Origin of the sequence: Ralstonia sp. R-29 (assembly GCF_049913345.1) — a bacterium.
Classification (GTDB): Bacteria; Pseudomonadota; Gammaproteobacteria; order Burkholderiales; family Burkholderiaceae; genus Ralstonia.
In genome coordinates this window covers 14,963-38,637 of sequence record NZ_CP184377.1, presented here as the reverse complement: position 1 = coordinate 38,637, position 23,675 = coordinate 14,963, and the positions used below count along the sequence as shown (strand labels likewise).

At 64.6% G+C, this 23,675-nt stretch carries 21 protein-coding genes; 9 read left to right on the top strand and 12 right to left on the bottom strand.

Translation table 11 applies throughout. The features are described 5' to 3' along the window. Nucleotides 1-91 precede the first annotated feature (91 nt). The 4 genes from ACN9M1_RS00155 to ACN9M1_RS00140 all read left to right on the top strand — a co-directional run bounded on the left by ACN9M1_RS00155 (nt 92) and on the right by ACN9M1_RS00140 (nt 5,582). A complete protein-coding gene (locus ACN9M1_RS00155; RefSeq protein WP_426396350.1) occupies nt 92-2,269 on the top strand; it encodes a response regulator in 2,178 nt (725 codons plus the stop codon). 68 nt (nt 2,270-2,337) lie between these two features. Beyond that, complete coding sequence (locus ACN9M1_RS00150) at nt 2,338-3,231, top strand: RNA polymerase sigma-70 factor (RefSeq protein WP_426396348.1); 894 nt, start codon at nt 2,338-2,340, stop codon at nt 3,229-3,231. 140 nt (nt 3,232-3,371) lie between these two features. Further along, nucleotides 3,372-3,842, top strand: coding sequence for a carboxymuconolactone decarboxylase family protein (locus ACN9M1_RS00145; protein WP_426396346.1), 471 nt, complete (start codon nt 3,372-3,374; stop codon nt 3,840-3,842). A 240-nt stretch (nt 3,843-4,082) separates the two neighbouring features. Next, entirely contained in the window at nt 4,083-5,582 is a 1,500-nt protein-coding gene (locus tag ACN9M1_RS00140) for a lactonase family protein (RefSeq protein ID WP_426396344.1), read from the top strand. Nucleotides 5,583-5,684: 102 nt separating this feature from the next. On the opposite strand, the gene ACN9M1_RS00135 is transcribed toward ACN9M1_RS00140, so the two are convergent. The 8 genes from ACN9M1_RS00135 to ACN9M1_RS00100 form a co-directional block, all read right to left on the bottom strand. After that, nucleotides 5,685-6,635: a bestrophin family protein gene (locus ACN9M1_RS00135; protein WP_426396342.1), complete on the bottom strand. Its 951-nt coding sequence runs from the start codon at nt 6,633-6,635 to the stop codon at nt 5,685-5,687. 320 nt (nt 6,636-6,955) lie between these two features. Then, nucleotides 6,956-7,228, bottom strand: a complete 273-nt coding sequence (locus tag ACN9M1_RS00130) for a fucose-binding lectin protein (RefSeq protein WP_426396340.1) — start codon at nt 7,226-7,228, stop codon at nt 6,956-6,958. A gap of 365 nt (nt 7,229-7,593) precedes the next feature. After that, nucleotides 7,594-8,331, bottom strand: coding sequence for an amino acid ABC transporter ATP-binding protein (locus tag ACN9M1_RS00125; RefSeq protein ID WP_426396339.1), 738 nt, complete (start codon nt 8,329-8,331; stop codon nt 7,594-7,596). Beyond that, complete coding sequence (locus tag ACN9M1_RS00120; RefSeq protein WP_426396337.1) at nt 8,318-8,971, bottom strand: amino acid ABC transporter permease; 654 nt, start codon at nt 8,969-8,971, stop codon at nt 8,318-8,320. The genes ACN9M1_RS00125 and ACN9M1_RS00120 overlap by 14 nt, the downstream gene beginning before the upstream one ends. Beyond that, nucleotides 8,968-9,693 (bottom strand): amino acid ABC transporter permease, encoded by a 726-nt coding sequence (locus ACN9M1_RS00115; protein WP_426396335.1) that lies wholly within the window; start codon nt 9,691-9,693, stop codon nt 8,968-8,970. The genes ACN9M1_RS00120 and ACN9M1_RS00115 overlap by 4 nt, the downstream gene beginning before the upstream one ends. Before the next feature lie 67 nt (nt 9,694-9,760). Next, nucleotides 9,761-10,588: a transporter substrate-binding domain-containing protein gene (locus ACN9M1_RS00110; protein WP_426396333.1), complete on the bottom strand. Its 828-nt coding sequence runs from the start codon at nt 10,586-10,588 to the stop codon at nt 9,761-9,763. Next, nucleotides 10,585-11,349: a FadR/GntR family transcriptional regulator gene (locus ACN9M1_RS00105; protein ID WP_426396331.1), complete on the bottom strand. Its 765-nt coding sequence runs from the start codon at nt 11,347-11,349 to the stop codon at nt 10,585-10,587. The genes ACN9M1_RS00110 and ACN9M1_RS00105 overlap by 4 nt, the downstream gene beginning before the upstream one ends. Before the next feature lie 317 nt (nt 11,350-11,666). After that, nucleotides 11,667-12,866 (bottom strand): DUF2252 family protein, encoded by a 1,200-nt coding sequence (locus ACN9M1_RS00100; protein WP_426396329.1) that lies wholly within the window; start codon nt 12,864-12,866, stop codon nt 11,667-11,669. 264 nt (nt 12,867-13,130) lie between these two features. On the opposite strand from ACN9M1_RS00100, the gene ACN9M1_RS00095 reads away from it, so the two are divergent. Next, nucleotides 13,131-15,203, top strand: a complete 2,073-nt coding sequence (locus ACN9M1_RS00095) for a glycoside hydrolase family 30 beta sandwich domain-containing protein (protein WP_426396327.1) — start codon at nt 13,131-13,133, stop codon at nt 15,201-15,203. 75 nt (nt 15,204-15,278) lie between these two features. Here the strand turns inward: ACN9M1_RS00095 and ACN9M1_RS00090 are convergent, their stop codons facing one another. Together ACN9M1_RS00090 and ACN9M1_RS00085 are read right to left on the bottom strand one after the other, a co-directional pair. Further along, complete coding sequence (locus ACN9M1_RS00090) at nt 15,279-16,019, bottom strand: hypothetical protein (RefSeq protein WP_426396325.1); 741 nt, start codon at nt 16,017-16,019, stop codon at nt 15,279-15,281. 266 nt (nt 16,020-16,285) lie between these two features. Next, the gene (locus tag ACN9M1_RS00085) at nt 16,286-17,266 is read right to left on the bottom strand and encodes a serine hydrolase domain-containing protein (RefSeq protein WP_426396323.1); all 981 of its coding nucleotides are present in this window, start codon (nt 17,264-17,266) and stop codon (nt 16,286-16,288) included. A gap of 213 nt (nt 17,267-17,479) precedes the next feature. Here ACN9M1_RS00085 and ACN9M1_RS00080 point away from each other — a divergent pair, with 213 nt between their 5' ends. The 4 genes from ACN9M1_RS00080 to ACN9M1_RS00065 all read left to right on the top strand — a co-directional run bounded on the left by ACN9M1_RS00080 (nt 17,480) and on the right by ACN9M1_RS00065 (nt 22,331). Beyond that, on the top strand, nt 17,480-18,151 hold the full coding sequence (locus ACN9M1_RS00080) for a HEAT repeat domain-containing protein (protein ID WP_426396321.1): 672 nt from the start codon (nt 17,480-17,482) through the stop codon (nt 18,149-18,151). Nucleotides 18,152-18,191: 40 nt separating this feature from the next. Continuing rightward, nucleotides 18,192-19,202, top strand: a complete 1,011-nt coding sequence (locus ACN9M1_RS00075) for a HEAT repeat domain-containing protein (protein WP_426396319.1) — start codon at nt 18,192-18,194, stop codon at nt 19,200-19,202. A gap of 335 nt (nt 19,203-19,537) precedes the next feature. Continuing rightward, nucleotides 19,538-21,688 carry a LamG-like jellyroll fold domain-containing protein gene (locus ACN9M1_RS00070; RefSeq protein WP_426396318.1) on the top strand — a complete coding sequence of 717 codons (2,151 nt, stop codon included), beginning with the start codon at nt 19,538-19,540 and terminating at the stop codon, nt 21,686-21,688. 274 nt (nt 21,689-21,962) lie between these two features. Further along, nucleotides 21,963-22,331: a 5-carboxymethyl-2-hydroxymuconate Delta-isomerase gene (locus ACN9M1_RS00065; protein WP_426396317.1), complete on the top strand. Its 369-nt coding sequence runs from the start codon at nt 21,963-21,965 to the stop codon at nt 22,329-22,331. A gap of 134 nt (nt 22,332-22,465) precedes the next feature. Here the strand turns inward: ACN9M1_RS00065 and ACN9M1_RS00060 are convergent, their stop codons facing one another. Both ACN9M1_RS00060 and ACN9M1_RS00055 read right to left on the bottom strand, forming a co-directional pair. Next, a complete protein-coding gene (locus tag ACN9M1_RS00060; RefSeq protein WP_426396315.1) occupies nt 22,466-23,065 on the bottom strand; it encodes a hypothetical protein in 600 nt (199 codons plus the stop codon). Between the two features lie 7 nt (nt 23,066-23,072). Further along, nucleotides 23,073-23,642 (bottom strand): hypothetical protein, encoded by a 570-nt coding sequence (locus tag ACN9M1_RS00055; protein ID WP_426396313.1) that lies wholly within the window; start codon nt 23,640-23,642, stop codon nt 23,073-23,075. Nucleotides 23,643-23,675 lie beyond the last annotated feature (33 nt).

Genomic DNA, 23,675 nt, shown 5'->3' with positions numbered 1-23,675 from the left:
TTTCTGCGTGCCCCGGCTTGTTTGCCGGCACTGCCAAGCGGGTGCGCGCTTTTCTAGAATGACCAGCACGTCGGGCCACACAGGAGATCCCATGCCGTTTCTCGCGCATCACCACGACTGTTCCGGCTGGAATGGGGAGATGGCGCAGCGCATTCTCGCGTTCGACTGGTCGGCCACCGAGCTGGGGCCCGTCGCCGCGTGGCCCCACAGCCTGCAGGCCGCCGTGCAGACGGTGCTGGCGTCTCCAGTGCCGCTGGTCATGCTGTGGGGGCGGCAAGGCTACATGGTCTACAACGACGCCTACGCCGAGTTTGCTGGCGGGCGGCACCCGTATCTGCTCGGCTGCCCGGTCGAGCTCGGCTGGCCCGAGGTGGCAGATTTCAACCGCCACGTCATGGACACGTGCCTGGCTGGCGGCACGCTGTCGTACCGCGACAAGGGCCTCGTGCTGTTGCGCAACGGCCGCCCCGAAGACGTGTGGATGGACTTGTACTACAGCCCGCTGCCCGACGATGAGGGGACGCCTACCGGCGTGCTTGCCATCGTGGTGGAAACCACCGAACGCGTGCAGACCGAGCGCGAACGCCAAAGCGCCGAGCGGGCCCTGCGCCAACTGACGGAAACGCTCGAGCAACGCGTGGCCGATGCCCTGTCCGCCCGAGCCGAGGTGGAAGCACAGCTGCGCCAAGCGCAAAAGATGGAAGCCATCGGCAGCCTGACCGGCGGCGTGGCGCACGACTTCAACAACGTGCTGCAAGTGATTGCCGGCAACTTGCAGATGTTGTCCGTCGAACTGCCCGGCAACGCGCGCGCCGAGCACCGTATTGCTGCGGCCACGCGTGCGGTGCAGCGCGGCGCCACGCTGGCCGCGCAATTACTGGCCTTTGCCCGCCGGCAGCAGTTGTCCCCAGCGGTGGTTGCACCGGCACGCTTGGTAGCGGGCATGAGCGAAATGCTGCACCGTGCGCTGGGTGAAACCATCAAGGTGGAAACCCACCTCGCCCCGGATCTGTGGAACGTGCTGGCCGACCGCAACCAGCTCGAAAACGCGCTGCTGAATCTCGCCATCAATGCGCGCGATGCAATGCGTGGCGGCGGCCAGCTCACCATCACCGCAAACAACGTCACACTGGATGCGGCGCAAGCGCACGAGCACGACGCGCTGTCACCGGGCGACTACCTGGTGTTTTCCGTGGCCGATACCGGCGTGGGCATGCCGCCCGAGGTGGTCGAACACGCCTTCGAGCCCTTCTTCACCACCAAGCCCGACGGGCACGGCACTGGCCTGGGCCTGAGCATGGTGTTCGGCTTCGTTAAGCAGAGCGGCGGGCATGTCAGCATCCGCAGCGTAGTCGGCCAGGGGACCACTGTGCAGCTTTACTTTCCGCGTTGCACCGAGGCTGCACCAGCCGATACCGCCGACCTGCGCGAAACCACGGCCACGCCCGTGGGCGGCCGGGAGACCATCCTCGTGGTGGAAGACGACACCGACGTGCGGCTGACCGCCGTCGACATGCTGGCCCAACTCGGCTACCGCGTACTCACCGCTACCAACGGCGACGCCGCGCTAGAGCTGATCAACGGCGACACCCCCATCGACTTGCTCTTCTCCGACGTCATCATGCCGGGCACGCTCAAGGGCGGCGAACTGGCCGCGCACGCCGCCCGGCGCGTGCCACCGCTGCCGGTGCTGCTGGTGTCCGGCTACACCCGTGACGAACTCACACATGGCGAAGGCGTGCCACCGGGCGTCGTGCTGCTGGGCAAACCGTATCGGCGTGATGATCTCGCGCGCACCGTGCGCAGCGTGCTGGATCAGCATCGCGAGGCCGCCTTACCACAGGCCACCACGCCGGCCACCACACCCACCTGCACGCGGGGCGCCGACGCGGCCAGCCTGCTGCTGGTGGAGGACGACGCCCTCTCGCGCGAAGCCATGCACGCCATGCTGACCGCCTTCGGCCTGCGTTGCACCGCCGCCGCCAACGCCGAAGACGCGCTCGCCCTGACCGGCACGCAGCGTTTTGACGTGCTGCTCACCGACCTCACGCTGCCCGGCCAGTCGGGAGCCGATCTGGCGCGCACCCTGTTGCGTGCGCAACCGCATCTGCATGTGCTGCTCATGTCGGGCTACGGCACGCACGCCGAGATTGGCGAACCCATTGCCGGCGCATGCCTGCTGGGCAAACCGATTGCACTCCCGGCCCTGCAGCAGGCGCTGGCGCCATGGCTGCGCGTCACCCCGCAGGACGTGACGCGCGCGGCATAAACTGGGCAGGTTGTCACAAACCCACCCCCGGCTCCGTCTAGAGAGATCGCCCCCGACCACCACCCGCCATGGCCAGCGCTTCCCGCACCGACACTCAAGACACCGCCTTCACCGCCGCGCGCCCGCGCCTGTTTGCGATTGCCTACCGCATGCTCGGCAGCCGCGCCGATGCCGAAGACGTGCTGCAAGACGCGTGGATGCGCTGGCACCAGGCCGACCAAGCCGCATTGCAATCCGCCGAGGCGTGGCTGGTGACTGTGGTCACGCGTCTGTCCATCGACCGCCTGCGCGCCGCCAAGGCCGAGCGCGAAGCCTACGTGGGCTGGTGGCTGCCCGAACCGCTGGTGGAGGTGGAATCCAACGCGCCCACGCCCGAGACCGCCGTGGAGTTGGCGGGCGACTTGTCGATGGCCTTGCTGTGGGTGCTGGAGCGCCTGTCACCCGAAGAGCGCGCTGCGTTCTTGATGCGCCAAGTGTTCGACCAGGATTACGCGGACATCGCCGCGCTGCTCGGCAAGACCGAAGCCGCGTGCCGGCAGATGGTGCATCGCGCATCGGACCGCGTGCAGCAGGAGCGCCCACGCTTTGACGTGTCGCACGATGCGCACCGCGACTTGCTCGCGCGCTTTGCCGAAGCCTCGCGCACCGGCCAGCGCGACGCCATCCGCGCCCTGCTGGCGGACGACGCACAGCTAGTGGGCGACGGTGGCGGCAAGGTGCCCTCGTTCACGCGCATCATTCAAGACGCCGCGCAGATCACCAAGATCTACTGCGAGCTGGTCCAGCACATGGGCGAGGTGCGCTACCAGCACGCGCGCGTCAATGGCGAACCCGGCCTGCTGCGCTATGTGAATGGCACGCTGGAATCGGCGCAGTCGTTCGTGATCGAAGACGGGCGCATCGTGGCCATCTACGTGGTGCGCAACCCAGACAAGCTCGCCCACATCGGCAGCGGCGCGTAAAAACAAAAATGTTCGGGCGGGCTGTCACAACGCGGCCACGCCGGGCGTCTTGAGGGTATGGAGCGACGCTGCACGCAACGACGCAAGCTGCGCAACGTGTGCAATCGCTCCGGATATCCCACCACCTCAAGGAGCCCATCATGTCGCACGCCCCGCGCATCGCCTATTACCAACTGGCCCCGAAGGCCTTCAACGGCCTGCTGAACCTGTCGAACAATCTGCGCAAGGATCTGCTCGGCGCGCGCTTGGTCGACCTCGTCCTGCTGCGCGTGTCGCAGATCAACGGCTGCGCCTACTGCATCGACATGCACTGGCGCGACCTCATCAAGATGGGCGAAGACCCGCGTCACCTGAACGCCGTGGCCGGCTGGCGCGAGGCGCCGTTCTTTACCGAGCGCGAACGCGCCGCGCTGCGCTGGGCGGAGCTCGTCACCAACACGCCGCACAGCGACACCAGCGATGAAGAATTCGCGCAGCTGCGCACCCACTTCAGCGATGAGGAGATTGCCGAGCTGAGCTTTGTCATCGTCGTCATCAACAGCTGGAACCTGCTGAACGTGAGCCTGCGCAACCCGGTGCCGCTGAAGGTGCCGGCCGCCGAGGCAGCATGAACCTGGCCACGTAGGCGCGGCGCTTACACAGGCAAACGATGTCCTTGCAACGGCGGTGAACGATACCCCCACCGTTCGCCGCCGTTGCTTGCCGTATCAAGCGGTGCACGCTGCATGTTGGTATCCATGAGGCCGAGGGCTTTGTCCGTCAATTGGCCTATGTCGGCGTGTGGGTGCGGGTTTCTATGCTTCCGGAAAACGCAGGCCACCGCTTGCGCCAATCCAGAACGAGGGGAAGCCATGGCCGAGTTGTCGATCGCCCAAGCGCCGCGTGCCGGTTGCACGCCATCACAACCGACACCCGCGCCCATTCCCCCGCATCGGCATGGCGCCGCGCTGGTGATGGCCGCTGCGTTGTCGCTGGGGCTCAGCGCGTGCGGCGGCGGCGACGATGCCGGCACCGGCACGACGCCACCCACCACTAACGTCACGCCCGCGCCGACACCAACGCCGTCCCCTTCACCAGCGCCCGCGCCTGTGCCCACCTACACAGTGGGCGGCACCGTCAGCGGGCTTTCCACCGGCACATCGGTCACGCTGCTCGACAACGGCGGCGATGCGGTCACGGTCAGTGCCAACGGCAGCTTCCAGTTCCCAACCAAACTTGCGCAAGGCAAGCCCTACGCGGCCACGGTCGGCAAACGGCCTTCGGGTGAGAACTGCACCGTCACCAATGGCAGCGGCACGGTGGCCACCACCAACGTCACCACCATTGCCGTCGCATGTGCGCCGCGCCCGCTGTTTGCGTATGCCGTCAACTCCAACGACGGCACCGTCTCGGCCTACACGCTAAACCTGACCACCGGCATGCCGACTGCCATCGGTGCAACAGCGGTAAAGGTGGGGCAAGGGCCGCTGTCGCTCACCATCGATCCGGCGGGCAAATACGTGTACGTGGCGAATGCGGCAGACAGCACCATCACCACGCTGTCGATCAACGCAGACACCGGCCTGCTGACGGTCGTGGGCACGCCTACCAGCACGGGCCTCCTGCCCTTCAGCATCACGCGCGCGCCCAGCGGCAAGTTTGCGTACACGGCCAACTTTGGCGACAACACGCTGTCGGCGTTCTCAGTGAACACCGGCACCGGCGCGCTCACGGCGCTGGCGCCCATCACCGCAGGCAACAACCCCTATGACATCAAGCTCAACAGCGCCGGCACCTTCGCCTATGTGGTGAATGCCGACACCGCCAACGCCACCGGCACCGTCATGGCGTTTGCCGTCAACAGCAGCACCGGCGCGCTTACACAGGTGGGCAGTGCGCTCACTGCCGGAAGCGTGCCGCAGTTCATCGCACTGAGCCCCAACGGCAGCTACGCCTACGTGGCCAACAGTGGCAGCAACACGCTGGGCGTGTACAGCATCAACAGCACCACTGGCGCACTCACCGCTTCGGGTGCCGCCGTGCCCGCAGGCACCAACCCCTACGGCATGGCCATCGGGCCATCCGGCGGCTTCCTGTACGTGGCCAACATACTGGGCAACTCCGTTGACGTCTTCAGCATCAACCCGTCCAACGGCGCACTCACGAAGGTCGACACCACGGCTACCGGCGTCAACCCCGTGACGATCGTGCTCAACTTTGCGGGCACCTTTGCCTATGTGGTCACGGCCAGCGACAACACCGTCACCGCATACAGCATCAACGGCACCACGGGCAAACTGACGGCCGTGCCGAGCGGCACCGCGGCCACCGGCAACATTCCGCGCGGGATGGCGGTGGTAGCGGTGCCCTGAGGCAACTGAAACCGCACAGTAGATGTGCAAAGCCCCTCGATATGGCGAGGGGCTTTTGCATTGAGCGCAGGGCGAAGAGTGAGGCGGGGGCGGCGGGGACCCTCAATCCAGAATCACACCCCGACGCGCATGCGCAGTCGGTGGCAAGCTCGGCTCGCCCACCATGTCACGCACGGCATCTTCGATGGTGCTGGACAGCGCGTTGAGGGCGAGGTCGTTGTCTTCCGTGCCGAACGGGTCTTCCAACTGCGAGGCAATGGCCTCGTGTGCCATGAAGGTGTAGGCCACAAACACCGAGAACACCGGCGTGAAATTGCCGATGCTTTCCACCAGCCCGAACGGCAGTGCCGCGCAGAAGAAGTACACCGTGCGGTGGATCATCACGGAATACGCAAAGGGCAACGGCGTACTGGCAATGCGCTCACACCCTCCGATGGCGTTGGAGAGCTCGTTCAGGTTGCGGTCAAACGCCAGCGCGGCCCAGTCGCCAATCGTCTTGTCATGCGTGCGCTGCCCCACCCACTCGCCAAGCCACTGCAGGAGGATAGCGGGCCGGTAGCGCGCCGCCATCACGCGGTCGAGCAGCGGTGCCGGCAGACGGGCAGCCAGGTCTTCACGTGGATCGGTATGACGCAACTGATGGCGCAGCGCATGCGGCAGCGCGCCCAGCACGTGCACGAATTCGAGCACGTCAACGCGCACGTCGGATTCGGCCCCGCCGTGGTTCTGTTCACCGCGACGCGGCAACGTCGCGGCTTGCCGCGTGAGCGAGCGCGCATCGTTGAGCACCTGCCCCCAGAGCTTGCGCGCCTCCCAGTAGCGGTCGTAACTGGCGTTGTTGCGAAAACCGAGAAACACCGCCAGCGCGATGCCGATGAGCGAAAACGGCGTGGTGCTGAGGCTGACGCGGATGGGCAGCCAATGCGCATGCACCGCCAGCGCCACCATCGAAATACCGAAGATGAGGAACAAGCGTGGCAGCAACTGCGGCAACACAGAGCCGCGCCACGCAAGCAGCATGCGGAACCAGTGCAGGTGGGGGCGAACGACCATGAGGCAGACGCGAGCGCGTATCAGATGGGGTGCGGAATTATCGCAGACACCCCAGTGGCCCAGCGCGCAACAGCACCTTGCCCGACGGTGCTGGCTGTCTACGCGAACCGAATTGCCACCTGCCGCCGGCCCGCGTTATGTCTTCTTCTTGTTGAGCCGATTTTCACCAGCGCAACAAAACCACGACAAAAATAAATCAGAATGAAAAATAAAGATAAATCCACTATAAAAACACAAACGCAAATCGGCATAAAACGGTTTCCCCCGTTTTACGCCGATTTGCGTGCGGAGCCCGAAAGCCCCGCATTGCTCAACCCGGATTAAACCGTGGTGTAAGCGCCTTTCGACCAGCCGTTGCCATCCCAGCACCACTCCGTGGTGGTGGTGCCGGTAGTGGCATACACGCGGATGTGGATGGCGCTGCCAACCAGCCAGCTGGTGACGGACACGTTATCACCAGGCTCGGCGAACGCGCCCGTGTACCAGCCTTTCCCGTCCCAGCAACGCTCGGTGATCTTGCCGCCGTTGGCCGTGTAGACGCGGATGGAAGGCACCGTGCCCCACGAAGTTGCGGCAGTCTGAACGTTCGACATGTTTTATCTCCATATGAAGTGAACGAGCTGGATCATTCTGTGATTCCAGTCTCAGCCAATCAACGCGGCATATTGTGTTGCCGCATTAACGACGCCCCGGGTTCAGGGCTTCGCTAGCATAAGCAAATAAAAATCGTGACGCCGCTGAGAGATATGAAGAGCAGATGGAGAATAAATTTACTGAACAGATTACCGATTTTCCACACACAACCGTTATGTTTAGTGCACCCACAAAATAACCGTGGCGCCATTGGCGCGGGCTATCAGGAACGGTCTACACCGAAATGGCTACAAGCGGTGGCAACGATGTGCCCGCCGTGACTCGCAGGTATGAGCCGACGGCGGGGCACATCGCGTGAGCGGGCTTACTGCACCGCGCCGATGAACGCTGCCAGCTCCGCCGTCTTGGGGCTGGCAAACACGTCCTTGGCGGGGCCACGTTCATGGATCAGCCCCTGGTGCATGAACACGAGCTGATCGCCCACATCGCGCGCAAAGCGCATCTCATGCGTGACCATGATCAGCGTCATGCCTTCGGCCGCGAGTTGCTTCACCACGGCCAGCACCTCGTTCACCAGCTCCGGATCCAACGCAGAGGTGATCTCGTCGCACAGCAGCACCTTCGGCTGCATGGCCAGCGCGCGCGCAATGGCCACGCGCTGCTGCTGCCCGCCGCTGAGCTGATCGGGGTACGCATCGAACTTATCGGCCAGGCCCACCTTGGCCATCATCTGGCGCGCGAGGTCATTGGCATCGGCCTTCTTCACGCCCTTGACCACCACGGGCGACAGCGCCACGTTTTCGCCCGCTGTGAGGTGCGGAAACAGGTTGAACTGCTGGAACACCATGCCCACGTTCAGGCGCAGCGCGCGCAGTTGCGCGGGCGTGGCCTGTGAGCCCTTGAGCACCGCGTTGTCGACCACGATCTGGCCGTCGTCGATGGCCTCCAGCCCGTTGATGGACCGCAGCAGCGTGCTCTTGCCCGAGCCGCTGCGCCCGATGATGGCGACCACCTGGCCGCTTTCGACGCGCAGGTCCACGCCCTTGAGCACATGGTTGTTGCCGTAATGCTTGTGTACGGCGCACAGATCAACGAGCGGCATAGAGCTTCTTTTCCAGATGAGAGGCACAGAGCGACAGCGGCCAGCACAGCGCGAAGTACGCCAGCGCCACCAGCCCATAGATAAGGAACGGCTGGAACGTGGCATTGGCCAGCACCGAGCCCAGCTTGGACAGATCTTCAAACCCGATGATGGACGCCACCGCCGTGCCCTTGACGATCTGCACGGAGAACCCCACCGTGGGCGCAATCGACAGGCGCACCGCCTGCGGCAACACCACATGCCGCATCTGCTGGAAGTAGCCCATCGCCAGGCTGGAAGACGCCTCCCACTGCCCACGGGGGATGGCCTCCACGCAGCCGCGCCACACCTCGGCCAGGTAGGCACTGGTGTACAGCGTCAGGCCGATGGCGGCCGCCGTCCACGGCGACATCTCGAACCCCGCCATCGACGCCCCAAAGAACACGATGAACATCTGCATGAGCAGCGGCGTGTTCTGGAAGAGCTGGATGTACGCCTTGCTCACCCGCTGCAGGCCTGCGTTGCGCCCCACGCGGGCAAACAGCACCACCAGGCCCGCCGTGCCGCCCAGCACAAAGGCCATGAGCGACAGCATGAGCGTGGCAAGCAGCCCTTCCCCCAGCTTGAGGAGAATGGGCAACAGAGGGATGTCGGCGATCATGCAGTGGTCTCCGCAGGCGTGGGGGTGACCGCGCGTGCTGCAGCCGATGCCGCCGGCGCACGGCGCCCGACAACAAAGCGCTGCCCCACCCAGGCCAGCAACTGACGCAGCAACAGCGCCAGGGCAAAGTACAGCGCCGTCACCACCAGATAGGTTTCAAACGCGCGGAAGTTGCGCGACTGGATGAAGTTGGCCGCAAAGGTCAGATCCTGCGCGGCAATCTGCGAGACCACCGACGTGCCCAGCATCACGATCACGATCTGGCTGCTCAGCGCAGGCCACACCTTCTGCAACGCAGGCCGCAGCACCACGTGCCGGAAGATCGCCCAGCGGCTCATCGCCAGCGCGTTGGCCGCTTCCAACTGGCCGCGCGGCGTTTCCTGAATACCTGCACGCACGATCTCCGTAATGTACGCGCCGAGGTTGACGACCGCCGTGAGCAACGCCGCCTGCCATTCGTTGATCTGCACACCCAGCGAGGGCAAACCGAAGAACACGAACATCAGCTGCACCAGGAACGGCGTATTGCGGATGGCCTCCACATACACCTTGAACAGCGCGTTGAACGGCGCGATGCGCCAGGCGCGGCACACGCCGCCGGCGATGCCGATGGCGCCGCCCGCCACCGCGCCCGCCGCCGTGAGCGCGAGCGTAAACGCCGCGCCCTGCGCGAGCTGGCCGCTGTAACCGAAGACAGCGCCAAAGTCGAATTGATAAGCCATGGAGGTCATCCGTGGCCCGGCACACCTAGGCGCGCGCCGGGCCTGTGTTGCGAAGGCGTGCGTGTGCTTACAGCTTTGCAGGCAGCGGCATCTTGATCCAGCGCTGCGACAAGTCGTTCAGGCGCCCATCTGTCTTCAGCTTGGTGATCACGGCGTTCACCTTGTCGAGCAGCGCGGGCTCGCCCTTGGCCACACCCACATAGCAAGGCGTGTCTTCCACGGGGAACTTCAGGTCGAGCTGGCGCAGCTTCGTGCGCTCGTTCACCGCATTGGCCACGATGTTGCCCACCGTCACCAGCTGCACCTGACCGATCAGGTAGCTCTGCGCGGTGGCGTTGTTGTCTTCATAGCGCTTGATAGTGGCCGACGCCGGCGCCACGGCCGAGAGGGCCAGGTCTTCCGTCGAGCCGCGCGTCACGCCGATCGTCTTGCCGGCCAGGTCGGCTGGCGCCTTGATCGACACATCCTTCGGGCCGTACACGCTCTTGGGGAACGGCGCATATGCCTGCGTGAAGTCGATCACCTTCGCGCGCTCGGCGTTCTTACCCAGGCTGGAGATCACGACATCCACCTTGCCCGTGGTCAGGAACGGAATGCGGTTGGTGCTGGTGACGGGCACCAGCTCGGCCTTCACACCCAGCTCCTTGGCGACGAGGTTAGCCATGTCGATGTCATAGCCCTGTAGCTTGAGGTCCGGGCCGAGCGAGCCGAATGGCGGGAAGTCATTCGGAATCGCCACGCGGATCACGCCGGCTTTTTGGATGTTGGCCAGCGTGTCGGCATGGGCCGCGCGGCCCGGCAACAGCGCAACCACCGCGCTGGCTGCCATGGCGGCGAGGAGGATGGTGCGGCGCGAGGTATTGCCCAAGGTGGGGCGGACGGTGATGCGGGTCATTCAAGAACTCCTTCAGAAATCGAGACGAGGCGAAAGGAAACCGGTTCGGGTTGCATGGATTCGGACGCAGCGGGCGGGGCATTCAGGTCGATCCCGCTGCGGCGCGCGGCCGATAGAAGGTGGGCGCGCATGGCGTCTGCGCTGGCGGCGGCATCGCCTGCCGCAATGGCCTGCACGATGGCGTCGTGCTCGTGCGCGGGGTGGTCGTCTGCGCCATTGCGGGCAAAGGGCAAGCGCAGGCTGTGGCCGATGGCGTGCTCCAACTGGGCCGCCATCGCCATCAAACCCGGGTTGCCCGACTGCTGCGCCAGCAACAGGTGGAAGTGCAGATCCGCCTCGGCCGCGCTCAGCAAGTCATTGCGTTCCAACGCATGCGCCAACTGCTGCTGCAGCCATTGCAGGTGGCGCAGGCCGGCGGCGTGCATGCGCGCAGCGGCAAGCGCCGTCCAGCCGGGCTCCAGCACCAGGCGCAGTTCTATCAACTGACGCGGCGACAGCGTGCCCAGCGCCGGCGTGGCAAACGGGCGATGCATGCGCTCGGCACTGGCCTGCGGCCCACGCACCACCACACCCCGGCTGGGCAGGATGTCCACCAGGCCCAGCGTCTCCAGCACCGTCAGCGCCTCGCGCAACGATGCGCGGCTCACGCCCAGGCTTTCTGCCAGTTCACGCTGCGGCGGCAGACGGCTGCCGCTGGGGTAATCGCCGCGGAGGATGCCTTGCTGGAGTGCTTGCGCAACGGAGGATGGAATGCTGTGCATGGGCCGACATTGGAGAAAGACACGGTCGTGGTCTGACCGGTCGCCCACCGCTTATGCGAGTTTTGTGCCATGCAGCAATGTGCGGCGTTTTGTGCGGATTGGCGCAGCGTTGATTGCCTGGGCCGCGCCCTGGCGCGAGGCACGCGCCACGGGATGGGGCGGCGCCGGCTTGGAGTTGGTGCGCGAGGCACCGGTTTGGAACGCGCACCGTTTTTGGAGAGCTGAGGCCGCACCTCGCATTGCAGCGGCACCGCTATCGTGCCGTCACCAGAAGCGGGACCACACCCGACGCGATAGACAACTTGGGCACATGACGCCTACCGCGCCCATGCCCGGCAATGCTCCAGATACTGCCGCTCATGCAGACCGATCAAATCGACAATGGACGTCCAGAGCCAGAACGGCGCGTCGATGGATTTGCCGTGCCGCGCTTTCAGATCGCGGCGCCACGCCTGTGCGACATCGCGCGGCATCTGCTGCCCATGTGCCAGGCCGACCACGTGGCCGAGGTAGGTCGCCAGCGATACGGCGTCTCGGGTGCCCAGGGTTTCAACGTCGAGCTTGAGGTCTTGCGGCAACAGCTCGCGCACGAAGAAGCTCGTGCCGAGCATGCGGACCCACGCCATGCGGTTGCCCAGCTCGGGGCAGACATGGCGCGCGCCCGTGACCACGCGTTCACCGTTGTGCCGGGGCATGTCTATTCCCGGTGCACGCGGTGCGGCGGGCGCACCGGCTTCTTTGAAATCGAGCAGGCGGTAGGGGCGTTCGGCACACCCTTTTGCCGATAGCAACACGGCATAGCGCCGCTTGCCGAGCGAACTGCAGCCTTTCACCCAATACGCCGCGTCGACGATTTCCGCGTCGTCCCGATGGCTGCCGTAGAGATGGCCGACCAGCTCCAGCAGCCCCGGCTGCTGCGTCAGTTGCTTCAGTTCGCGCTGCTCTTCGCGCGCCAGCGGCCAGAAGCGCTTGCCCAGCGGGATGGTGGGCGACGCGTCTTCCAGCCGATCGCGGGCGAGCTGCTTCCACGTGCGGGCCGTGGCGGCCTTCATGGCGGTATGCACGGCGGAGGGCCGCTCGGGCAGCGCCATGCCACCGTCCGGGTTGATGCCATCCAAATAGCCCGTCATCAGGCCTTCCACCATGCGCGCGGTGACGATGCCGGGCAGGTCTGAACCACGCGCCGCCGTGGCCAGCGAAACGCCCAGCCGGATGAGGTCGTGCGCCGGGTTGCCAATGACCGTCTGGTCAAAATCGCGGATCTGGATGCTCGTGCTGCCCCGCATGTCGCCAATGGGCCCGAGGTTGCCGACATGGCAGTCCCCGCAGATCCAGATGGTGGGCCCGTCGGGCAGCAGCTGCGGCTGCACCGTGGCCAGCCATTCATAGAACTTCTCGGTACTGCCGCGCACGTAGGCATGCACGGACTTGGCCATCTTCTCCTGCCGCAGGCGCGTGAGAACGGGGCCGCGGTCTTTGGGCTTGACGGTTTTTGCGGAGGGTTTTTGTTTGGCCATGCCTGCCTCCTGTTTTGCGGCCGCAACGGTCGGTGCACGTTGGTCTGCCCATGCCCTAGCAGCAACGGGGCCTGCAAGGTGCAAGGGCAGCCCGTCATCGCCACAAAGGCACCGACCCCACCCAGATATTCAAGAACTCTCACCAACCCCGCGCTTGCCTTGACGCGCGCAGAGGCGACATGGGATACCGCGTGTGCAACACGGCGCACCCCACTTTCGTAGGGGGTCCTGCCGTATCCACCCATCCCAAAAATGAGCCCAGCAATGTCGTCGACGTGGAAGAGAACAAGCGCACCGCGCGCGCGCAGCATGGTGATCGGTCTGCTGAGCCTGTGGCTGGCGGCTTGCGGTGGCGGCGCGTCCGACACGCCTGCCGACACCTCCACGACCGCAACGACTGCACCCGTGTCTGCGTCCAACCCTGGGGAGCGCCCGCCGCCGTCGCCGGCGCCCACCCCCGGGTCAAGTCCCACCGCGCCGACTCCGGCGCCCGCTCCGACGCCAACACCCACCCCGGCGCCCACCCCCACGCCAACTCCGGCGCCCGCTCCAACGCCCACCCCGGCACCTAGCCCCACGCCCGCCGCGACGATCAGCTGGGCCACGCCCGCATCCATCGGATGGGGCACGGCGCTCAGCACGGCGCAATTGAACGCGACGGCCAATGTGCCCGGCACTTTCGTCTATTCGCCGGCGGTTGGGACCAAGCCGGAAGTCGGCACGCAAACCCTGTCAGTCACCTTCACGCCGCAGGACACGACCAAGTACGCCGCCACCACCGCCATGCGGGCGCTGACCGTCAACAAGGCCGAGCCGCCGGTGCGCTGGGACCTCCCCAACGCCGTGCTGCAGGGTTCCGCCCTCACGCCCGCGCAGGTCAGCACCACACCCTACGCGCTGTATGGCATCCAGGGCACCGTGGATCCAGCGTCGTACACCACGGCAGATGGCGCACCGCTGAGCGCCTCCACCACCAGCACGGCCGGCAGCGTCATCCTGCAGGCGACGTTTGTGCCGAGGGACAGCGCGCACTACCGGTCGGCCCTGGTCAGCACGGCGCTGACGATCAAACCCGCCGCCACGGCCGCCGCCATCAACTTTGGCAGCGCGAAGCAGACCATCCAGGGGTTCGGCGGATCAGCCGCCTGGTACTACAGCAAGATGGCGGACGACCGCGTAAACGCGCTGTTCGGCACCAGCCTGACCGACAGCCTCGGGCTGTCCATCCTCCGTCTGCGCATTGCGCCTGCCGAGTGGAACACCACCACCCAGACGGCCGACACCACCCAATGGACAGCCGAGCTGGCGAACGGCGCCGCCGCCCAGGCACGCGGCGCCCTCGTCTTTGCCACGCCGTGGACGCCCCCGGCCAGCATGAAGATCGTCAACACCAGCCGCAGCAACCCGCTCTACAGCGGCCGCCTGGACCCAGCGCGCTATGCCGACTACGCCAAGTACCTGAACAGCTACATCCGGTACGCCGCCACCCGCAACGTCAACCTCTACGCCATTTCCATGCAGAACGAGCCGGACTGGGACCCGGCGACCTATGAATCCTGCCTCTGGAGCCCCGACGAAATGACGGCCTGGGCCGCCGGCTATGGCGCAGTGGCCGTGGCCGGCACCACGGCCAAGCTGATGGCGCCCGAATCGTTCTACTTCTCGCAGGCCACGGTCGACACGATGCTGGGCAACACCAATGCCGCCGGCAACCTCTCCATCATTGGCGGCCACCTATATGGCGGCGTGCCGGCCTATTCGGCCTCGGCCCGCAGGCTGGGCAAGGACGTGTGGATGACCGAACACTTCCTGGATTCCGTCAACAAGGCCGACACCAAGACCACCTGGCAGACCAGCATCGACGATGCCATCGCCCTTGCGAAAGAGATCCACGACGGCTTTACGCTCGGCCAATACAACGCGTATGTGTACTGGTGGCTGGTCAACTCCAACGACGCCCAGCCCACCGGCCTGATCGGCTCGGACAACAAGCCCACCTACTTCGGCATCGGCCTGAAGCACTTCTCGTACTTCATCCGCCCGGGCTACGTGCGCTACGACACCACCGTGTTGCCGCAGAAGGGGGTGCGCGTTTCTGCGTTCGGCACGCCTGCGGGCGCGAGCGACAACAAGGCCGTGGTGGTGCTGGTGAACGAGAACACCACGGACGTCACGCTCACCGCGTCAATCAACCCGGCGGGCCGCGCGTTGACCAGCCTGACGCCCTACCTCACCACCGCCACGGCCACGTTTGCGCAGCAGCCGGCGCTGGGTGTGAGCGGCAATACGTTCACCGTGACGCTGCCGGCGAAGAGCATTACGACGTTGGTGAACTAGTCGCCGCGATTGCGGCATCGGGCATCGGCCGCCTTGGCGCGGCCGTCGTGGCCATGTGGTGACCACGCTTTCCCATTACTGCTCAGCGCGCCCGTGCAGCCAACGGCGTGCCCGTGAGAACCAGCCGTTGGATGAGGGCTCTGCGTGAGACGCCTGCGCAGGCTCAACGGCTTGGTTGCTCATGCAGATCTCCAACGCGCCACGCGCCTTCAGCGTACGCAACAGCAAGCGCGCCTCTTCGAGCTCAAGTTCACCGTGATGGATCAGTTCATCCAGGCTGACAGCGCGCGCGGCCATGTCCTCCATCGCCACGCGAAAGCGCGGATCCGCAAAGCGCGCATCCAGCGCGACCGGCCTCAGCAAGCGGTACGTGGGCTTGTCGTTCGTGGCGGTATCGGGTTCGGCGTCGGTACGGATGAACGGGGCATCGCTGGCGTCGGAAGCGTGGGTCGCGTCGGTCGGCTGCCTGCGACTGTCCATCAACCGCAGCGCAATCAGGTCCAGCGCACCCCAGAGCATGGGCGTACTGAAGGCGCGTGGCAGCGTGAACACGTCATCGCCAAACACGTCGGGCGCGGGTTGACCCAGCCATAGCTTGAAGGGCGCTGCCGTGCGCACGTCGGCTTGCTCGCCCTCCAGCACCAGCACGTCGGCCTGGTGCGGCGCGACTTCATCCCATTGATAGAGCGAGCGTGCTGCGATCGCCCGGATGCTGGCACGCACTCGGTGCTGCTGGCGCTCATCGAGATACTGCAACGAAATGCGGCCACGCCGGTTGTCCACCAACGGCACCGCGGATGGCGTGTGAGACTGCATGCGGCTTCCCCTTCATCACAAAGCAAAGGCCACTGACCGTGCAGGGCCGACACAGTGCCGAGGGCTTCCTCACACATCGGGCGGGGTGGCGATGACCCGTTCATGCCAGCCCGCGCACTGTGCCTATTTATTGTTGGCTGTGCAGGGCTTTGCGCCTGACACGCCGTATCAGGCTGGAAACTACCATCCGCGCGCGCACCATCCGCGCGCCTGAGAAAAGTTGAGCATCGGCGCGGTTGCCAACCTCATGTGGGGTGAACCGTGGTTCACCGCGCCGCAGGCAGCACGAACTTGCTCATCAACTGGAAAGGCAGCGCCGCTTTCGACGAGTTGTAGTTGCCGCCGGTAAAGACCGCCACCAGATCCAGCTCCGGTACGACAAAGACGTCTTGCCCGCCGTTGCCGGAGGCATAAACGATCTGTACGTGTCTGCCCTGGTACGGTGCCGATGCACGCCACCAAAGGTACCCATATGACTTGCGGCTCTTGTCGATGAGCGTGTGCTCGCTGGTCGCCTGCTCGATCCATGTGCGAGACACGAGTTGCTTTCCATTCCACATGCCCCCTTGCAGTACCAACTGGCCGATCTTCGCCAGGTCGCGCGGGCGCAAGGCCAAGTGCCCACCCGTATCCGTTTGTCGATGCTGATCAAAGTCGGCCCAGCGCGCATTCGATATACCCAAGGGGCCGAACAACACCTCGTTGGCAAAGGCGGGGACGGGCTGTTTGCTGGCTTCGACCACCACCCTGCCCAGAGCAACCACGCCGCCGGTGCAATAGTGCGCTGCGGTTCCGGCCGGGGCGGCGACGGGCAGCTCCAGAAAGTACCGAACCCAGTCGCGCTCCTGGTACATGCGGTCTTCTTGCCCTGGCGAAGCGGGGTCGCGGTCGTCACACGCCAGGCCGCTACGCATCGTCAGCAGATGCTCCAACGTGATGCCGTGTGCAAGCGCGGGGGCATGCGGGTATGCCGCCTCGAGGTATGTGCCCAGCGGCTCATTCACCCCTTTGACGATGTGTTTGTCGATGGCGATGCCTACCAGCAAAGCGGTGATGCTCTTCGTGGCGGAGCGCAAGTCCTGCTGGGCATCCTGGTCGTAGCCATTCCAGTACACCTCCTGCACCAGCTTTCCGTGTCGCACGACAAGCATGCTGTGCAAGCCATGCTCGGCGGGCAGCGGCAAGGTTGCAACTGCCTGCTGCAGCAGGGCGCCGTCCATCGAAACTTCAGCGGGCGTGGCTGTCACCCAGGGTTGCGTGTCTGGGCCAGACACGTGAGCGACGGGCTTTGGTGCGGAGCACCCGCACAAGAGATAGACCAATAACAGCGGAACCCAGCGCTTGAACATGCGTTGCCCGAAGGTGAGGAAGACCACCGGCAGCATAAGCCATGGTGCTCGCCAAAAACCGTTGACCTTGTCACGGTGACAAGGTGTCCACTGCCGGGTGAGGAGGCGTTCATGACCCATCACACATTGACCCAAGCGCTGGCGCACCCGGATGCTTCGCGGCGCCTTTCTGCTGCGCTGAGTGCCGGCATGGCGCCCGATCCGGGCAAGATTGCGCCGCTGGTGGAGCGTTGCCGCGCCGAGCCGGATTTCTTCGTTCGCGACATGCTCACCTGGGCCCTCACCCGGCATGCGCAGGACCTGACCGTGCCGTTGCTGCTGGACGAGCTGCACTCACCGCTGGCGCAAGCGCGTAGCCAGGCGCTGCACACGCTCTCCAAAATTGGCGACCCGGCAACGTGGCCGGCGCTCACCAGCGCGCATCTGCATGACCCCGACGCGGAAGTCGCGCGCACGGCGTGGCGTACCGCAGCAGGGCTGGTGCCGATCGGGCAACGCACGGCGTTGGCACACGAGCTGGCGCGCGAGCTGGGCCGCGGCGACAAACACCTCCAGCGGAGTCTGAGCCGAGCGTTGCTCATGCTCGGCGACGACGCCGTGGCCCCGCTCGAAGCGGCCGCGGCTCACCACACGGACCCAGCGGTTCGCATCCACGCCTGCGCCAGCCTCCGGCTGATCGCCGACCCGGAGGGCGCGTTTGTGCTCGATCCGGCCGATGCGGAGCGCGCAGGTACACCGTTGCCAGAGGCCGTTGCATCGGCAGGTTGCCCACCACCGCTTTGATAGAATTTTTTCGGCACCCAGACGACACCGGAGACACGTCATGCGCATCAGCGAGTTGGCCAAGCGCTCCGGCGTGAGCGCGCGCATGCTACGGCACTACGACAGGAGCGGACTGGTCAGCCCATCCGGACGCACAGAAGCGGGATACCGCGCGTATTCGGAAACCGATGCCTGGCGCCTGTTCCAAGTGGAAAGCCTGCGTGCACTGGGCCTTGGCCTTGCCGAGGTGCGCGAGGCACTCAGCCAGCAAGCCCCTCGCCCCGATGTGCTCATTGATGCGTTGATGGCACGCAGCCGCGAACGGTTGGCCGCAGAGCAAGCGTTGCTTTCCCGGCTGGCCGCCGTGTCCGCCGCATCCCCCGAGGATTGGCCCGCCGTGCTTGACGTCGTACAACTGCTGAAAGGACTCGACTCCACGCATGCACCTGAGCGGCAGCGCGCTGCGTTTGACGCCGCATCCAGCGATGCCCCACTGGCAGAACTCATCGCCCACGCACTGCTGCAGGAGCAAGAGCCGAATGTCGCGGGCGCGTTGCACTGGGCGTTAGGAAGAACCGAAGGCAGCGGCGCCAGCGTACTCGGTGCGGCGCTTCAACAGCCGGATCCGGCCATGCGCGAACGGGCCGTGCTCGCGCTGGCGAAACTCGGCGGCGCCGACGCAGTGGAGATGTTGCGTGGCGCCTTGCGCGACCCCACAGAGCGCGTGCGGTACCGCGCTGCCCGAGTGCTCGGCGAATGGGGCGTACGCGACGCCATTCCCCTGCTGATCGAGCAGGTTGTGGTTGGGGCGCACGATGTTGAGGCGGCCGATGCGCTGGTCGACCTGGCGGAAGACCCCGTGATCGCGCAGCAGATTGTGGAGCGTTTCGACGCCGCGATCTCGGACGGGCATGCCGATGCCCTGGCCCGTGTGCGCATTTGTCAGGCGCTTGCGGAGATCAACGAAGCGGCATCGGCGCTACTTGCGCAGTTGGCCACTGATGCGGACCCAGCGGTGGTGCGCACCGCGCGTTATGTGATGGGGATTCGCGGCGGCGTGCTGAAGGGTTGATCTGGCAATCTCAGCGATGCTCTGACACCACAGTCAGCTGGCATTGCAGACCCTATGTCGTGCAACAACGCGTCTGCTGTATCCACACCGGTTGGCAACCGAGGTGATGCCGGCAGACCCAACGCGCCATTTCCTCAACAATTCTCAGAATTGCTGCAGGCTCGCCCGGACTGATGGCACCGTAACCCTATTGATCTCCGCCTCGCCTAAGACGACGCGGGGCTTACGCGGTTTATGGAGCCACCTTGGACAAACACTCCCCATCACACACAGATTCGCTCATGCTGAAATGGCCCGAAGGCGAGGGTATTTCCCGCCGTTCCATGCTGCTTAGCATGCTCGCACTTGGCTTGTCGGCTTGCGTCGGTTCCGGTGACGGTGGCGTGGGCGGCGCCTCTGCCGGTGGCAGTGTCCCGGCCGGTGGCAGCACCGGTGGCGGTGGCAGTGCCCCGGCCGATGGCGGTACCGGTGGCAGTGGCGCCCCGGCAAATCCGGTGCGTACGTTTGTGCATCCGGGGGGATTTCACACCGAAGCCGACTTTGCCCGCATGAAGGAAAAAGTGGCTGCCAAGGCATCGCCCTGGATCGATAGCTGGAACTTATTAATCGCCGACGGACGTTCCCAGCTTGGTTACACCCCCAACCCGCAAGTCGTCGTGCACCGCGGCGACCCGCCTTATGGCGACAACGTCTATGCGTTGTGTAGCGATATCGCTGCCGCTTACGCCTGTGCCCTGCGCTGGAAGATTGCGGGCGATCAGCACTATGCCGACAAGGCCGTGCAGATCATGAATGCCTGGTCCTCGACGCTGACCAAGATCGGCTGGAGCGACGGCCACTACGACGGCTTTCTCGCGGCGGGATTGCAGGGATACCAGTTTGCCAATGTGGGCGAGATGATGCGCGACTACCCGGGCTGGGCGGCGGCGGATTTTGCGCGCTTCCAGACCATGATGCGCAACGTGTTCTATTCTTCGATGCTCTCTGGCCTGCTGACCAATCCGAGTAGCCTGTCGGTCTTTTCCAGCTGGGATCTGTGCACGATAGCAGCCATCCTGTCCATCGCCATCTTGTGCGACGACCGCGCGGTATTCGACGCCGCGATCAACTACTTCAAAACGGGTCTCGGCAACGGCGGCGTGTTCAACACCGTGAACTACATCCACCCCGGCTATCTTGGGCAAACGCAGGAATCCGGGCGCGATCAAGGCCACAACACGCTCAGCGTGGCGCTGCTCGCGACCATCTGCGAAGTTGCCTGGAATCAGGGCGAAGACTTATACGGATTCGCCAACAACCGCGTGCTGGCCGGTGTCGAATATGTTTCCAAGGGCAACCTGACCGACCCCGCAACGGGGGCGTTGTATGCGGTGCCGTTCGCCCCCTACACCAACGGCGGCGCGCCCGACACCGCGTTTGCCGTCGGCACGCAGGGCGCGCGGCGCATCGGCTGGGCTTCGCTCTATCACCACTACGTCAACCGCAAGGGGCTGTCCGCGCCCTACACGGGCCAATACATGCTGGCGACCCAGCCGGAAGGCGCTTCGGTAGGCGACGAGCTCGGCTACGGTACGCTGACCTTCACACGCGACCCGATCGCCTCCGGCGTGCCGCCCAGCGGCCTGACAGCCTACGTCACCGGCGGCAGCGTGGTGCTGTCATGGTGGGGCACGGCCTATGCGACGAGCTACACCGTCAAGCGCAGCACCACCCAGGGCGGCCCCTACACCACGGTCGCCACCGGCATCGTCGATCCGCGAACGTATACCGATCCTTCTCCCGCGGCAGGAACGTACTACTACGTCGTAACCGCGACGACGCCCACCGGCGAGACGGCGATCTCCAACGAAGCGAAAGCGATCACCGCCGTGCAACTGCACACCCACCTCACCTTCGATGAGGGCAGCGGAACGCAGGCGGCGGACAGCAGCGGCAACCTGCACAACGCCGTGCTGGTGAACGGCGCATGGGGCGCAGGCAAAACCGGCAGCGCCGTGTCGCTGAACGGCAGCAATGCCTATGTCAGCCTGCCCGACGACCTGGTGACTGACCTGGCCGATTGCACCATCGCGGCCTGGGTGTACTGGAACGGCGGCAATGCCTGGCAGCGCATCTTCGATTTCGGCGCGAGCATGGGGCGCTACATGTACCTCACGCCGGGCACCAACACCGGCTCCCTGCGCTTCGCCATCACCACCAACAACGGCGTGGGGGAACAAGGCTTCACCACGTCCACGGGGCTGCCCGTCAAACAATGGGTGCATGTTGCGGTGACGCTGGCCGGAGCGACCGCCACGCTCTACGTCAATGGCGTCGCCATCGGCAGCAACACCACGATGACCACCGCCCCGTTCCGCATGGGCCCCACCAACCAGAACTGGCTCGGCCGATCGCGATACCCGAACGACCCGTATTTCAACGGCCTGATCGACGATTTCCGCATCTATCACGGTGTGCTGACGCAGGCGGAAATTGCTGTGCTTTAGCGTGCGCCCAGCATCTAGGGTGCATGCGTTCGTAGTGATGGGCGATGACTCTGCTTGCGTGGGCTGCAGCACAACAAGTGTCCGAGACGTGATTTGCTGCGGTGTCTTTTGTGGCCTCCCCGCCCGGTATTCCGGCTGGCGCGAAGCGGTTGGCGAGATGACCACTTTCTGAATCCCCCACTCTGGAAATTGGCGTTCGCCCTGGGGGCTGCGGCTTGTATGACAATCTGGCCGCACTCCCCCGACAACAACCGCCGTGCAACACGGCCGCGCCATGCCCCATCTCACACTGGAATACTCCGCAAACCTCCACGCCTTTGACGCCCAAGCGACCTTGCTTGCCGTGAATACGGCCCTTGCCGCCACCGGGCATTTTGTTGAGGCGGACATCAAAAGCCGAAGCCACCGGTGCGACACGTTTGCCGTGGGCACCTCCAGCGCGCCGCGCGCATTCGTACACGCGGACCTCGCGATCTTGAGCGGGCGACCACTCGAGACCAAGCGCGAACTGTCGGCCGCTGTGTTGGCGGTCTTGCAAGCGCAGTGCAGCGCGCCGGCGGGCGTGCACCTTCAGCTTTCTGTGCAAGTGCTTGAGATTGAGCGCGAGTCGTATGCGAAGGTGAGCATCGAAGCGCACGCTTGATAGACAAGGCCTCATTTTGATGAGGCGCTTGCAAAGCATCCTTCCGGGATCGCTTCAGGGGAATATTGCCGGATGCGCCGCAGGTCCTTGGGGACATTCGGCTTGATGACCTTTGGCGTTAGCTGTTGGTTTCGTCATTGCGCGTGCAGAAGGCATCCGTCAGGAATCGCACTAGGTGCGTAAGGGCGAATGCTGCGTAAGTCTTTTGGCACGTTAGGACGCGCAATCTTAGGCATGGTCAACATAACGATGCCACCGCCAACGCACGTCATGGCAAACGTCCAGGATCCCGTCACCATTGCGCCCACAATTCCCACTGGGACGAGCGCCAGCGACGTGAATCGGATTGCCGGGTATGCCCAGAAAATCCATTTCAGCACGTTCCAGCGCACGCCACATATGAACTTCACATTCGCGGCGAGCCCCCGCTCAATCAAGACACGATGCAATGACCTGACCCAGTTGTTGTACGTAGCGATCTGATCGGCATCTGCAGAGCCCGACGGACCAGCGACCCTGACGAGCGCGTGCATGCCGTGAGTTTTTCTGTTGAAGACGACGTACATTTCGGTGCCGTGGTTTGCCAAGGGGGGCGTCAACTGGATCTCTCTGATGGAGTCATACGGTTCCAGTTCGGTCGCGTTCGTATAGGCAACGGAGATACCGACATCTGTCAGCGTGTAGGTGATGCTGCCGTTTCCTCTTGGGGAGAACCATTGGTATATCGGGCTCACAAGCCAGTCACCCTGCGTTTACTGGGGTTGCGGTAGCAAGACACTCGTCCGGAATGGCCGCTGGGTCGTACGGCCCAATCCGTCGCAAGCGCTTAGGCAGGACTGGGCGCTTGACCTTGGGTGTAGTTAGCAAAACAACCGCCCCACCAACACACGTGAGCGCGAAAGTGAAATTGCCGGTTATCACGGCGCCCACCAAACCAAGCGGAGCAAGAATTAACGCGAGGGTTCGAATGGCGGGAGTGACATAGAAAAGCAGTCCCCACGTATTCATGGCGGCGCCGCATTTGAATTCGATTTTGTTGGACAGACCCAACTCGATCAGCCTGCGATGTAGAGCTAGTACCCAGCGATTGAACGCATCGGCTTCCGCCGTAACAACCGGCGGCCGCGGCCCATAGATGATGTCGGACACATACATACCGTAGAGCTTTCTGGGGTACCGGATGATGATGCCGACGCCCTCACTCCCCGCTGCGGGCATAAGCTGCACGTGGGTTATCGTGTCGTAAGGCTCGCCCCTTCGCTCATCTGGCGACACAAACTCGATGCCATTCGCTCTCAACGTAGCGCTCATGGGGAGGGCCCCGTTACGCGAGGTCCAACTGTA